This window comes from Ruegeria arenilitoris, assembly GCF_013030985.1.
Classification (GTDB): Bacteria; Pseudomonadota; Alphaproteobacteria; order Rhodobacterales; family Rhodobacteraceae; genus Ruegeria; species Ruegeria arenilitoris_B.
The window spans coordinates 122,067-135,536 of sequence record NZ_WPYP01000009.1 but is presented as its reverse complement, the minus strand read 5'-3'; the positions used below and the strand labels follow the sequence as shown (position 1 = coordinate 135,536).

Annotated in this window: 14 protein-coding genes and 1 riboswitch; of the genes, 5 read left to right on the top strand and 9 right to left on the bottom strand. The window is 60.6% G+C overall.

Features of this window, described 5'->3' with window-relative positions; all coding sequences use genetic code 11:
* Positions 1-20: 20 nt before the first annotated feature.
* The 8 genes from GOX88_RS17860 to dnaK form a co-directional block, all read right to left on the bottom strand.
* Positions 21-983: a HesA/MoeB/ThiF family protein gene (locus GOX88_RS17860; RefSeq protein WP_170404892.1), complete on the bottom strand. Its 963-nt coding sequence runs from the start codon at positions 981-983 to the stop codon at positions 21-23.
* A complete protein-coding gene (locus GOX88_RS17855) occupies positions 980-1,576 on the bottom strand; it encodes a thiamine phosphate synthase (RefSeq protein ID WP_170404889.1) in 597 nt (198 codons plus the stop codon). The genes GOX88_RS17860 and GOX88_RS17855 overlap by 4 nt, the downstream gene beginning before the upstream one ends.
* Entirely contained in the window at positions 1,573-2,337 is a 765-nt protein-coding gene (locus GOX88_RS17850; protein ID WP_170404887.1) for a thiazole synthase, read from the bottom strand. Before GOX88_RS17850 ends, GOX88_RS17855 begins: the two co-directional genes overlap by 4 nt.
* A 2-nt stretch (positions 2,338-2,339) precedes the next feature.
* Positions 2,340-2,534, bottom strand: coding sequence for a sulfur carrier protein ThiS (thiS, locus tag GOX88_RS17845; protein WP_170404884.1), 195 nt, complete (start codon positions 2,532-2,534; stop codon positions 2,340-2,342).
* Complete coding sequence (locus GOX88_RS17840) at positions 2,518-3,495, bottom strand: FAD-dependent oxidoreductase (protein ID WP_170404881.1); 978 nt, start codon at positions 3,493-3,495, stop codon at positions 2,518-2,520. Before GOX88_RS17840 ends, thiS begins: the two co-directional genes overlap by 17 nt.
* On the bottom strand, positions 3,492-4,295 hold the full coding sequence (gene thiD / locus GOX88_RS17835) for a bifunctional hydroxymethylpyrimidine kinase/phosphomethylpyrimidine kinase (RefSeq protein WP_170404878.1): 804 nt from the start codon (positions 4,293-4,295) through the stop codon (positions 3,492-3,494). Before thiD ends, GOX88_RS17840 begins: the two co-directional genes overlap by 4 nt.
* Before the next feature lie 47 nt (positions 4,296-4,342).
* Positions 4,343-4,449: riboswitch (TPP riboswitch) on the bottom strand.
* A gap of 272 nt (positions 4,450-4,721) precedes the next feature.
* Entirely contained in the window at positions 4,722-5,873 is a 1,152-nt protein-coding gene (gene dnaJ / locus GOX88_RS17830; RefSeq protein ID WP_170404875.1) for a molecular chaperone DnaJ, read from the bottom strand.
* Positions 5,874-5,947: 74 nt separating this feature from the next.
* Positions 5,948-7,858 (bottom strand): molecular chaperone DnaK, encoded by a 1,911-nt coding sequence (dnaK, locus tag GOX88_RS17825; RefSeq protein ID WP_170404872.1) that lies wholly within the window; start codon positions 7,856-7,858, stop codon positions 5,948-5,950.
* A gap of 212 nt (positions 7,859-8,070) precedes the next feature.
* On the opposite strand from dnaK, the gene GOX88_RS17820 reads away from it, so the two are divergent.
* The gene (locus tag GOX88_RS17820; RefSeq protein ID WP_170404870.1) at positions 8,071-8,673 is read left to right on the top strand and encodes an alpha-ketoglutarate-dependent dioxygenase AlkB family protein; all 603 of its coding nucleotides are present in this window, start codon (positions 8,071-8,073) and stop codon (positions 8,671-8,673) included.
* Here GOX88_RS17820 and GOX88_RS17815 read toward each other — a convergent pair.
* Positions 8,670-9,491 (bottom strand): ABC transporter permease, encoded by an 822-nt coding sequence (locus GOX88_RS17815; protein ID WP_170404867.1) that lies wholly within the window; start codon positions 9,489-9,491, stop codon positions 8,670-8,672. The genes GOX88_RS17820 and GOX88_RS17815 overlap by 4 nt on opposite strands.
* A 122-nt stretch (positions 9,492-9,613) precedes the next feature.
* On the opposite strand from GOX88_RS17815, the gene cysQ reads away from it, so the two are divergent.
* The 4 genes from cysQ (at position 9,614) to GOX88_RS17795 (ending at position 13,308) form a co-directional block, all read left to right on the top strand.
* Positions 9,614-10,411: a 3'(2'),5'-bisphosphate nucleotidase CysQ gene (gene cysQ, locus GOX88_RS17810; protein ID WP_170404864.1), complete on the top strand. Its 798-nt coding sequence runs from the start codon at positions 9,614-9,616 to the stop codon at positions 10,409-10,411.
* A complete protein-coding gene (locus tag GOX88_RS17805) occupies positions 10,411-11,211 on the top strand; it encodes a 3-deoxy-manno-octulosonate cytidylyltransferase (protein WP_170404861.1) in 801 nt (266 codons plus the stop codon). The genes cysQ and GOX88_RS17805 overlap by 1 nt, the downstream gene beginning before the upstream one ends.
* 68 nt (positions 11,212-11,279) lie before the next feature.
* Entirely contained in the window at positions 11,280-12,263 is a 984-nt protein-coding gene (galE, locus tag GOX88_RS17800) for a UDP-glucose 4-epimerase GalE (protein WP_170404858.1), read from the top strand.
* A 7-nt stretch (positions 12,264-12,270) separates the two neighbouring features.
* A complete protein-coding gene (locus GOX88_RS17795; RefSeq protein WP_170404855.1) occupies positions 12,271-13,308 on the top strand; it encodes a glycosyltransferase family 2 protein in 1,038 nt (345 codons plus the stop codon).
* The last annotated feature ends 162 nt before the right edge of the window (positions 13,309-13,470 follow it).

The window sequence follows — 13,470 nt, the reverse complement described above, 5'->3', positions numbered from 1 at the left end:
GTCTCGCGTTTCCTTTTCACTCACGATGTTGAAGCCGCGACGAGGACGATCTCGCCCGGCCAATCCGGTTGCATTTCTTCCGCAGCCCGCCATGCGCGCAGGCCGGTGGCGCAGCAAAGCGCCAGTCGTTTTCTTTTGTTAGGCTCTGGTTTCAGATCTCGCATCGACGCACGCCGGGCATTCGGATGGACCGGGTCTGGTGCCTCATCCGGGCCACGCAGCTCGACGATCAGATCGCCATCCATCAGTTGGCTGGACGAGATGAAAGAAAAATGTCGTGCCGGTTCCGGGGCCTTGTCAAAACGGAACGCGGTGCTGCGGAAGGTGCGCGCATCGACCTGAACCATCTGCCCCAGCGGCGAGGGCTGAAGGCCAAGGATCAGGTTCAGCGCCATCTGCGCCTGCATCGCGCCGATCATCCCAACGACCGGACCCAGCACCCCGGAGGTTGCACAGCTAGCGCCGCTGTCAGGTGCGTCCGGGAACACCGCCCGCAGGGACGGCGCACCGCCACAAAAGCCGCCGACATACCCCGCCAGTCCCAGCACCGAGGCCGAAATCAGTGGTTTGCCGAGTGCGAGACAGGTGTCTGACAGGATATAACTGGCCGCATAGCTGTCGGCGCAGTCGAGAACCAAGTCCGCTTGTTCGACAAATCCAGCCGCGTTTTCGCTTGTTAGAGCCTGTTTTACTGCGGAAACAGTAACCTCACCATTCAAGCCCCGGCAACGATCTGCCGCGACCTCAACCTTAGGACGACCACTATCCGCCTCGGTGAATAAGGTCTGCCGGTGCAGGTTCGACAAGGCAACCTCATCCCGGTCCATGATCGTCAGATGCCCCACCCCGGCCCCGACCAACAGCGGCAGCACCGGAGCGGTCAGCCCTCCCGCGCCCACCACCAGAACCCGCGCGGCGGACAAGCGGGCCTGCCCCTCTGCCCCGACCTCGGGCAGGATCATCTGGCGGGTATATCGGTTCATCGCGTGACCTCGATCCAGTCCCGCACACGAGCTTCTGGCTCAGCATTCAGCGTGATGTCGGTGACGACCGAGACGATATCGGCCCCGGCGGCTAACACACCTGGCGCGCGTTCAACGCTCATCCCGCCGATCCCGACCAGAGGGATTTTACCCACCCGCGCCTTCCATTCGGTGACCCGGGGCAAGCCCTGCTGATGCCACTTCATCTTTTTCAGGATCGTCGGATAGACCGGGCCCAACGCCACATAGTCCGGGTCTATCGTCAGGACCCGCTCCAACTCATCGTCATCGTGGGTCGAGACGCCCAGTTTCAGCCCCGCCTTGCGGATGGCGTGCAAATCGGCCTCGTCCAGATCCTCCTGTCCGAGGTGAATCCAGTCACACCCGACCTCAATCGCCTGCTGCCAATAATCGTTGATGACCAAGACCGCGCCATGCTGGCGGCAGAGGTCACGCGACTGGGCAATCTGTTCGCGCACCACCGCATCGGGCTGATCCTTGATCCGCAACTGCACGAGTTTCACACCCAAGGGCAGCATTCGGCGCAGCCAGTCCGAGTGATCGAAAATTGGGTAAAACCGGTCGAGCATCATGACAGGAACGCCTTTCCGATCACCGGGGTGGACGGCTCCGCCATATCGCGCGCCTCAATCGGGTCGGCCTGATGGGCCAATTGGCCAGCCTCAATCGCCAGCAACATCGCGCGGGCCATGGCTGCGGGGTCTCCGGCCCGGGCCACGGCTGTGTTCAGCAGAACCGCGTCATATCCCAGCTCCATCGCCTGCGCCGCGTGGCTGGGCAACCCGATCCCGGCGTCGACCACCAGCGGCACATCCGGGAACTCAGCCCGCATCGCGCGCAGAGCATATGCGTTGTTCAACCCCCGACCCGACCCAATCGGCGCGCCCCAGGGCATCAACACCTCACACCCCGCCGCCAGCAGGCGTTCGCCCACGATCAGGTCATCGGTGGTGTAAGGGAAAACCTGAAACCCGTCCTCGGTCAGGATGCGCGCGGCCTCGACCAGCTGAAACACGTCCGGCTGCAGGCTGTCGGTGTGCCCGATCAATTCCAGCTTGATCCAGTTTGTATCGAACACCTCCCGCGCCATGTGGGCGGTGGTCACGGCCTCTTTGATCGTGTGACAACTAGCCGTGTTCGGCAGAACCAGCACGCCGAGGTCTCGGATCATCTGCCAAAAGGTTTGCCCTGCACCGGATTCGCGTCGCAGCGACACCGTGGCCACCCCGGCGCCGCTGTCCCGAAACGCCTGTTCCAGGATCGCGGGGCTGGGATATTGTGCGGTGCCCAGCATCAACGGGTTGGGCAGCTGGATGCCGTAGAAGCTTTTCATCCTCAGCCCCCTTGCATCGGCGCGACGACTTCGACCCGGTCACCGTCGGACAGCTTGTGGGCAATCCGCAGACCCGCGGGCACGAAATCCTCATTCACGGCCGTCGCCACCCGCCCCGAAAAGCCACACTCGACCAGCAGGTCCGAGAGGGTTTCAGCGCGCAACTCGCGCGGTTCTCCATTAAGCACGATCTTCATCGATCATCTCCGAATGATTGTTGTCCAGCGCCAGATCCGCCACGCCCTGCGCCAGAGCCGGGGCCAGCAGATAGCCATGGCGATAGAGACCATTGGCATAGATCGTGCGCCCCAGCCGACGGATACGCGGCAGGTTGTCGGGAAAGGCCGGGCGCAGATCGACGCCAATTTCCAACACTTCGGCCTCACCAAATGCGGGGTTCAGCGCATAAGCCGCGCTGAGCAGTTCCAGCATCGAGCGCGCGGTGATGCGGCTGCTGTCCTCGCTTTCGATCATCGTCGCGCCCAGCATGTAGATGCCGCCCCCGCGCGGCACGATGTAAAGCGGCATCCTTGGGTGCAGCAGACGCACGGGCCGGGTCAGGGTGACATCCGGGCAGCGGATCACCAGCATCTCGCCCTTCACGCCGCGCAGATCGTGCAGCACCTCGCGGGCGTGCAATCCGCGACAGTCGATTGCGTTTTCAAGCCGCAATGGGGCGAGTTTGCGGTAGAATTCTACGCCTTGGTCCACCAGTTGCTTATGAAGGTCCCGCAAGGCTTGGCGTGGGTCCAGATGGGCTTCGTTCTTGAAATGGAGACCCTTGGTGAATCCATGCAATTCAGGCTCTAATTCGGCTATATTGGACTGTTCGACCTCGCTATACCCTTCGGTCCGCCGGGCAAACCGGCGCAGATCGGGCAGGTCACGCGGGTTGGCCACGACCAGCGTACCCCGCCTTTCCACCCGAGTGCGTGCCGCCCACCAGTCCAGCGCAGACTGACCCAGGCGCAGAACCGGTTCCTCGGCGTTTTCATACTCACACCATGGGGCCAGCATACCGCCCGCCCACCAGGAACACCCATGCGGACCCGGGGGACCAGCGGGATCGAACACCTGAACCCTGGCACCACGTGAAACAAGTTCACTGGCCACGGCCAACCCGGCGACACCAGACCCTATGACAGACCAGACCGTCACGCGGGCCAGACCCGGTGGAAGTGATGCACCGGCCCGTGCCCCTGGCCAATCATCAGACCGTCCGCGAAGGTGATAGCCCCTTGCAGATACTCATGTGCCTGTGTAACCGCGTCTGTCAGGCCAAGCCCCCGCGCCAGCCCCGCCGCAATCGATGACGACAAGGTGCACCCTGTGCCATGCGTGTTCCGCGTCTCGCATCGAGGGGCGGTGAATTCCGCCACCAGACCGGAGGCATCAACCAGCAGATCATGGCAGACAGCCCCGCGGCCATGCCCGCCCTTCATCAATACCGAACTTGCGCCTAACTCACACAAGGCAAGCCCCTGCGCGATCATCTGGTCGGGGGTTTCAGCTTCGGTAGCTCCTAGCAAACAGGCAGCTTCCGGCAGGTTAGGGGTCAATACGGTAGCCCGAGGTAGAAGGATGTCGCGTAAAGTCAGCACTGCATCCTGCGCCAGCAACGCATCGCCGGATTTGGCGATCATCACCGGGTCCAGCACAATCGGACCATCAAACCTGACAATGGCATCCGCGACCGTCTGAATAATCTCCGGAGTCGCCAGCATCCCGATCTTGATCGCACCAACGTCCAGATCGGTCAGCACGGCCTCAATCTGGGCGGAAACCACATCCAGCGGAATCCCATGCACCGCCGTTACGGCCCGGGTATTCTGCGCCGTTACTGCGGTAATCACGCTGGCCCCGTAGACGCCCAAAGCGGACATCGCCTTGAGATCCGCCTGTATCCCGGCCCCGCCGCCGCTGTCCGAGCCCGCAATAGTCAGGGCAATATGCGCCATATCGTTGCTCCATCATCAATGGGCAACGCGCAGCATGGAAAACGTCTGTAGTGTATACGACCGTTCCCTACGCCGGTATTGCCCGGATCAGGTTCGATGGGTTAGCGCATTCACGCCTCTCAGCCCCTTGATCGGGGCACCCCAACGGTTGGGCGGACAATCTCAGGTGGAGGAGTGGAAATCAAGCGGCAATCTTCGGTTCATAGGACCACATACGGCGGATAAATAAGACCAATCTGTGCGCGGTGTGAATTGAAGGGATTTAACGAGGCTCCGCCTCGCGCTCCGAGGCACTACCGGCCAGATGAAGAGCGGATCCCAGCTTCATCTGGCTAAAAATATCCCGGGGGAGGTGCCCAAAGGGCGACGGGGGCAGAGCCCCCAAATCAAAAGGCCGCCCCAATCGGAGCGGCCTGTTTTGTTGTATCAGCCTTTCATCCCGTCCCAGAAGGACTTGACGGATGAGAAAAAGCTATTTGATTCCGGGTGGTTGTCCTCACCCAGATCATCGAACTCTTTCAGCAGTTCTTTCTGGCGGCTGGTCAGGTTGACGGGTGTTTCCACAGCCAGTTCGATAAACATGTCGCCGACGCCGCCTCCGCGCAGGGCAGGCATGCCCTTGCCGCGCAGGCGCATCTGGCGGCCTGATTGGCTGCCAGCCGGGATTTGCACGCGCCCGCGACCACCGTCGATGGTGGGTACTTCGATCGATCCGCCCAGCGCGGCCTTGGCCATGCTGACCGGCACGCGGCAATAGAGGTTCACGCTGTCACGTTCGAACAGCTTGTGATCCGACACCTCGACAAAAATATAGAGATCACCCGGAGGACCACCACGCATCCCGGCTTCACCCTCACCCGCCAGACGGATACGAGTACCGGTTTCGACACCGGCGGGGATGTTCACGGACAGCGCGCGTTCTCTCTCAACGCGGCCTGCGCCACCGCAGGATTTACAGGGGTTCTTGATGATCTGACCCAGACCGGAACAGGTCGGGCAGGAGCGTTCAACGGTAAAAAAGCCCTGCTGTGCACGAACCTTGCCCATGCCCGAGCAGGTCGGACAGGTGGTCGGCTCCACGCCACCTTCCGCGCCCGAGCCGTCACAGGCCGAACAGGCCACGGCAGCGGGAACGCTGATGGTTTTCTGCAGGCCCGAGAATGCCTCTTCCAACGTCACGCGCAGGTTATAGCGCAGGTCGGACCCGCGCGCGGCGCGACGTCCGCCACCAGCGCCACCGCGCTGGCCACCCATGAAATCGCCGAACAGATCGTCGAACACATCCGAAAACGCGCTGGAGAAATCGCCCTGACCAAAACCGCCGCCCGGACGTCCACCGCCACCCATGCCGTTTTCAAACGCGGCATGACCAAAACGGTCATAGGCTGCCTTTTTGTCGGCATCGCGCAGCACGTCATAGGCTTCGTTCGCTTCCTTGAACTGGGCCTCGGCATCCGGGTTGTCCTTGTTGCGGTCGGGATGCAATTCCTTGGCCTTCTTGCGAAAGCCCTTCTTGATCTCGTCCGCCGATGCGCCCTTAGCTACGCCGAGCACATCATAGTAGTCGCGTTTTGACATCAGTGTTTCCTTCTGCCTCAACGTAATCGGGCCGGCCCGGCAACCGGACCGGCCCGCATTGGCCCGGTTACCCGTTAGTTACGTTTGTCGTCGTCCAGATCTTCGAACTCGGCATCGACAATGTCGTCGTCACCGGCCGGAGCAGCATCTGCCGCTGCGGGCTCATCTTCGACCTCTTCGGCTTGCGCCTTGTAGATGGCCTCACCCAGCTTCATGGCCGCTTCGGTGACATTCTGGATGCCGGACTTGATCTTGTCGGCGTTTTCGGTTTCCAGCTCGTCCTTCAGTGCGGCAATCGCCAGCTCGATGGCTTCGATGGTGGTCGGGTCGACCTTGTCGGCGTGCTCTTCCATCGACTTCTCGGTCGAGTGGATGAGGCTTTCCGCCTGGTTCTTGGCGTCGACCAGCTCGCGGCGTTCCTTGTCGGCTTCCGCGTTCTCTTCGGCGTCCTTGACCATCTTGTCGATATCCTCGTCCGACAGACCGCCAGAAGCCTGGATGGTGATCTTCTGCTCTTTGCCAGTGCCTTTGTCCTTGGCCGAAACCGAGACAATGCCGTTGGCATCGATATCAAAAGTCACCTCGATCTGAGGCATACCGCGCGGTGCGGGCGGGATATCTTCGAGGTTGAACTGACCCAGGATCTTGTTGTCCGCAGCCATTTCACGTTCCCCCTGGAAACAGCGGATGGTCACGGCGTTCTGATTGTCTTCAGCGGTCGAGAAGACCTGAGACTTTTTCGTCGGGATCGTGGTGTTGCGGTCGATCAGACGGGTGAACACGCCACCCAGCGTCTCGATACCCAGCGACAGCGGGGTTACGTCCAGCAGAACCACGTCTTTGACGTCACCCTGCAGAACACCGGCCTGAATGGCGGCGCCCATGGCAACCACTTCGTCCGGGTTCACGCCCTTGTGCGGCTCTTTGCCGAAGAACTTGGTGACCTCTTCGATCACTTTCGGCATCCGGGTCATACCACCAACCAGAACGACTTCGTCGACGTCAGCAGCCGACAGACCCGCGTCTTTCAGAGCAGCGGCACAAGGCTTCATCGACTTCTTGATCAGGTCGCCAACCAGCGATTCCAGCTTGGCACGGGTCAGTTTCATGACCATGTGCAGCGGCTGACCGTTCGAGCCCATCGAGATGAACGGCTGGTTGATTTCGGTTTGCGAGGTCGAGGACAGCTCAATCTTGGCTTTTTCAGCGGCTTCCTTCAGACGCTGCAGGGCCATCTTGTCGGCAGACAGATCGACGCCGTGTTCCTTTTTGAACTCATCCGCCAGGTAGTTGACGATGCGCATGTCAAAGTCTTCACCACCCAAGAAGGTGTCGCCGTTGGTCGACTTGACCTCGAACAGGCCGTCGTCGATTTCCAGAATGGTCACGTCGAAAGTACCGCCACCAAGGTCATAGACCGCGATGGTTTGGGTTTCTTCCTTGTCCAGACCATAGGCCAGAGCAGCCGCTGTCGGTTCGTTGATGATCCGCAGCACTTCGAGACCAGCGATTTTACCGGCGTCTTTGGTGGCCTGACGCTGTGCGTCGTTGAAATATGCCGGAACGGTGATAACCGCCTGTGTGACTTCCTCACCCAGATAGCTCTCGGCTGTTTCCTTCATCTTGCCCAGAGTGAAGGCCGAGATCTGGCTTGGGGAGTACTTTTCACCGCGGGCTTCAACCCACGCGTCACCATTGCCGCCATCGACGATGGCGTACGGCACCATTTTCTTATCTTTTTCGACTTCTGCATCATCCACACGACGACCGATCAGGCGCTTGACGCCAAATATCGTGTTGTCGGGGTTGGTGACCGCCTGACGTTTTGCAGGCTGACCGACCAGTCGCTCATCTTCGGTGAAGGCGACGATCGAGGGCGTGGTCCGCGCCCCTTCGGCGTTTTCGATGACCTTCGGCTGCGAGCCGTCCATGATGGCCACACACGAGTTGGTGGTTCCGAGGTCAATCCCGATTACTTTTCCCATATGTTCAATCCCTTTCTCTTCAAGGCGATGTCCGAGGTCCGGACCCGTTATGGCACCCGGCCCCGATCTGATATGCGCGAACGGCCCTACACCATCGCGCGTCCCGGCGTATATAAGGGCGGGATCAGAGGCCTGCAAGCGTTGTAAAAGGCAGGTTTTCGGGAATCTGCGGCCTTTTTCGCAAGGTTTTGGCAAGGATTGGGGAATCTTGAATGGCGCGACTGCTTTTGCGCGGTTTTGATATCAGGAAAGGCTATCTGGATAGCGCAGCTCAGACGCAGCTGATCGAGGTGCTGCGCCCGATACTGAAATCGGCCCCCTTGTTCCGACCGGTGACGCCATCGGGCAAGGAGATGTCGGTGCGCATGACCTCGGCCGGGTCGCTGGGCTGGGTGACGGACAAGGCCGGCTACAGGTACCAGCCACAGCATCCCAAGGGGGCGGGCTGGCCCGCGATCCCCGATCCTATCCTTGATATCTGGCGCGAACTGGCCAGCCCGGACCGTGATCCCGATTGCTGCCTGATCAACTATTATGGCGAAGGCGCCCGAATGGGCCTGCATCAGGACAAGGATGAGGCGGATTTCTCCTGGCCCGTGCTGTCGATCTCATTGGGGGATGACGCCCTGTTTCGCATCGGCAACCAGACCCGCGGCGGCAAGACCGAGTCGATCTGGCTGAACTCGGGCGATGTGGTGATCATGGGCGGCCCAGCCCGGCTGACCTATCACGGGATCGACCGAATCCGGTTCGGGTCTTCGAAACTGCTACCCAAGGGCGGTCGGATCAACCTGACCCTGCGCGTGGCAGGCTAGCGACGTGCATCCCAGCTCTGCGACACGTGCTGGCGCGAGAAAAAGATGCCCAGAAGCCCGATCAGCAGCAAGGCCAGCCCCACCCAAAGCGCGTATTCCCAACTGGTATTGCGCGGATAGTAATTGCGGAAAACAAACCCCCGGCACTGGTCGATGATGTGGAACAATGGGTTCCACGCAAACATGGCCAGCGTGGCGCCGCCGAGCGCATTTGCCACAAACATCTTTCCCGAAAAGATCATGTTCAGACGGCGGTAGATGTTTTTGACGATCGTGGAAACGGTCGGAAACCATGGTTTCAGGGCCATGAACACCACACCCACGGAACACCCGGTGAACCACGCCAGCATCAACATGCCAAACGCGCCGCCGGGATCCTGAATCTCGATCGGGGCGACCGCGACGCTGTAGAGGAACAGAATGACAATGATCGTGACAATCTGCGTATAAAGCGTGCCAAATGCGGTCGCCAGCAGCATGACCATCATGTTCATCGGCGAGTGCAGCATCATCGGGTTGCCCCCAGTGCTGACGCCCGCCACCGAACTGACCGCCCTCAAATGCGTTACGAACAAAAACACGCCAGACAGCACATACAGGATGAACTCACCGCGGATTTTGGCAATACGCGGACCCAGGAAGGACATGATCGTGTAAAACACCGCGACCAGGGCCAGGACCTGCAGGATGTTGACAATTATGGCCAGCACCGCGTTGCTGTGCTGCGACCGAACGCTACGCACGACGGCATGGAAAATAAGCTCGGCGGTTGTGAACGCGCCGCCCAGTAGTGTCTGGTTTCGCTTGAAATAATACACCCGAAGCGTCTTTCCCGTTTTTTCGCCTGCAATCTGCCACGAATTTCTTGCCGATCCGTAACCGGCACATCATAAGGCCGTCAGGATATTCGATCAACAAATCACAGGAACGGAGCATTTTTGTGACCTACGACGCCCTCATCCCCGTCATTCGACGTCTGGCCCTGGAAGCGGGCGACAAGATCATGGAGATTTACAATTCGGACGATTTCGACGTCAAAGTCAAATCCGACGCCAGCCCCGTGACCGAAGCGGACGAGGCCGCCGATGCGCTGATCTCGGCTGGTCTGCGCGACGCCTTCCCCGACATCCTGCTGGTGACCGAGGAACAGGCTGCCTCACACTCGGAAAAGGGTGATACGTTCCTGATCGTCGATCCGCTGGACGGCACCAAGGAATTCATCAACCGCCGTGGCGATTTCACGGTGAACATCGCGTTGGTAGAGAACGGCGTGCCGACCCGCGGCGTTGTGTATGCCCCCGCCAAGGGACGCATGTTCTATACGCAGGCCGATGGTCAATCGGTCGAGGAAACCGGCGCGCTGGACAAGGCGCAGGCGGGGTATTTGACACCGATTTCAGTATCTAAACCGAACAACTCCGCACTGTTGATCGTGGCATCCAAGTCGCACCGGGATCAGGCGACCGAGGATTACATCAACAAGTATCAGGTGCAGGACAGCAAGAGCGCGGGCTCGTCGCTGAAATTCTGTCTGGTCGCCACTGGCGAGGCGGATCTGTACCCCCGCGTTGGCCGCACGATGGAATGGGACACCGCCGCAGGCCACGCCGTGCTGGCCGGTGCCGGCGGCAATGTGGTCCGGTTCGACAGCCACGAACCGTTGACTTACGGCAAGGACGGCTATGCAAACCCGTTCTTCATCGCCTACGCTCCGGGTGTTGAGCTGAAGGAGGCCTGATGTCCGTTCTGATCGCTATTCCCGCCCGTTACGCCTCGACCCGCTATCCGGGCAAACCGCTGGTTCCGCTGACCGGCGCCAGTGGCAACGCGATGACCCTGATCGAACGGTCCTGGCGCGCGGCCTGTTCGGTCTCGGGTGTCGACAAGGTGGTTGTTGCCACCGATGACGACCGCATCCGCGAGGTCGCCGAAGGCTTTGGGGCCGAGGTTGTGATGACCTCGGAAACCTGCGGCAATGGCACCGAACGCTGCGCCGAGACTCACGCAAACCTGGGCGCAGGATATGACATTGTGGTCAACCTGCAGGGAGACGCGCCACTGACCCCGCACTGGTTCGTCGAAGACCTGATCGCCGGTCTGCGCGCCGCGCCCGAGGCCGGTGTCGCCACACCGGTTCTGCGCTGCGACGGCGACGCGCTGAACAGCCTGCTGAACGACCGCAAGAACGGTCGCGTCGGCGGTACAACTGCGGTTTTCGCCGCCGACAACAGCGCCATGTATTTCTCGAAAGAGGTTGTCCCTTACACCGCCGAAACCTATGGCGGGGACGACGCGACCCCGGTCTTCCACCATGTCGGCGTCTATGCCTATCGCCCCGATGCACTGGCCGCCTATCCCACCTGGCCCGTTGGCCCGCTGGAGAAACTGGAAGGGCTGGAACAGCTGCGCTTCATGGAGAACGGTCGCAAGGTTCTGTGCGTCGAGGTCGAGGCCAAAGGCCGCCAGTTTTGGGAGCTGAACAACCCACAGGACGTCCCCAAGCTGGAAGAGATGATGATGGCGATGGGGCTGGATTGATAACTGCCCCGCGCCCCTTGCCAGCCCTCCGGCATGGCAATGCACACCATATTTGATCGGAATAATAGATGACCAACATTCTTGTGACCGGCGGCGCCGGATATATCGGGTCGCACGCCTGCAAGGCGCTGGCGCAGGCGGGCTATACGCCTGTGACCTATGACAACCTGATCACAGGCTGGCAGGACGCGGTGAAATTCGGCCCGTTCGAACAGGGCGACCTGCTGGACCGCGCCCGTCTGGATGAGGTTTTTGCCAAGTATCAGCCCGCCGCCGTAATGCACTTTGCCGCGCTCAGCCAGGTGGGCGAGGCAATGTCCGAGCCCGGTAAATACTGGACCAACAACGTCACCGGCTCGTTGTCCCTGATCGAAGCCGCCGTCGCCGCGGGCTGCCTGAACTTCGTGTTCTCATCGACCTGTGCCACCTATGGCGAACATGACAATGTGGTGCTGGACGAAGACACGCCGCAGGAACCGCTGAACGCCTATGGCGCCTCGAAGCGCGCCATCGAGGATATCCTGCGCGATTTCCAGGCCGCGCATGGGCTGAACCATGTGATCTTCCGCTATTTCAACGTGGCCGGGGCCGATCCGGAGGGCGAGGTGGGTGAATTCCACCGCCCCGAAACCCATCTGGTGCCGCTGATGCTGGACGCCATCGACGGCAAACGGGACGGGCTGACCGTGTTCGGCACCGATTACGACACGCCCGACGGCACCTGCATCCGCGATTATGTGCATGTCTGCGATCTGGTCGATGCGCATGTGCTGGGCCTGAACTGGCTGGAACAAGGCAAGGGCAGCCGGGTGTTCAACCTGGGCACCGGATCAGGCTTTTCGGTGATGGAGGTGATCGGCCATTCCAAAGCTGTCACCAACCGCGAGGTGCCCTATTCCATCGGCCCCCGCCGCGCCGGGGATTGCACCAAGCTGGTCTCGGGTTCGGTCCGCGCCGGGGATGAGTTGGGTTGGACCCCGAAAAGGTCTACGTTGGAGACGATGATCGGCGATGCCTGGCGCTGGCACCAGAACGGCAATTACGAGAAGTGAGCCGCAAATGACACACTCCGCAACCGATACGCTTCCCCCCGTCGGATGGGTGCAAAAGTACCGGTTGCGCCTGAAGCGACGGCGGCTGCTGTGGCGATCCTTTCGCAGCCGCCACCAGCTGTCCTGCCTTCAGGACCGGACCGCGCAGATCAGGCCCGGTGCCATTCTGGCCTTCACCACGCTGCGCAATGAGATCAACCGCCTTCCGTGGTTCTTCCGCCATTACCGCGCATTGGGTGTCGATCACTTTCTAATCGTGGACAATGACAGCGATGACGGCTCAGTCGAGTTCCTGCGCGATCAACCGGATGTGTCGCTGTGGCAGGCCCCCGCCAGCTATCGCGCCGCGCGCTACGGGCTGGATTGGCTCACCTGGCTGCAAATGCGTCATGGGCACGATCATTGGATCCTGATGGTAGATGCCGATGAACTGCTGATCTATCCAGGTCATGACAACAAATCCCTTCAGGACCTGACCGCAGAGTTGGACCAACAAGGCCGCGCGGGTTTCGGCGCGCTGATGCTGGATCTCTACCCCAAAGGGCCGCTGAGCACGCAAAACTATAGCCCCGAGACCGACCCGACCGAGGTTCTGAACTGGTTCGATCCCGGCCCTTACCGGGCGCAGAGGCAAAGCCCGCTGGGCAATCTGTGGGTTCAGGGCGGCGCGCGGGAACGTATGTTCTTTGCCGACCAGCCGCGTCATTCTCCGACGCTGAACAAGATCCCTCTGGTCCGGTGGTCGCGGCGCTATGCCTTTGTAAACTCGTGCCATTCCGCCCTGCCCCGGCACCTGAACGCAGCCTATGACGGGCCGGACGGCGCGATCCCTGCGGGTGTGCTGCTGCACACCAAATTCCTGCCCGAAGTGGTCGGAAAATCGAAGATCGAGAAAGCGCGGCGCCAACATTTCCACGATCCCGACCAGTTTGCGACCTACTATGATTCAATCGCAGACGGCCCCGACATGTGGACGCCCCAGTCGGTCCGTTATGAGGGCTGGGAACAGTTGCAGAACTTGGGCCTGATGGGGAAAGTTTGCTGAAAAGCCGCATATGTGACTAACCATTTTTAAATGCGTTGCCATGAAAGATGCAAAGGTGGCATAAATCGGCAATTGCCCGGCACCACTCTGGACCATCCAGCCCCCGGGCATGCTCGCGTAACAAAAAGGGCAGAGCAACCGCGTGAGCCTGTTGGATTCATA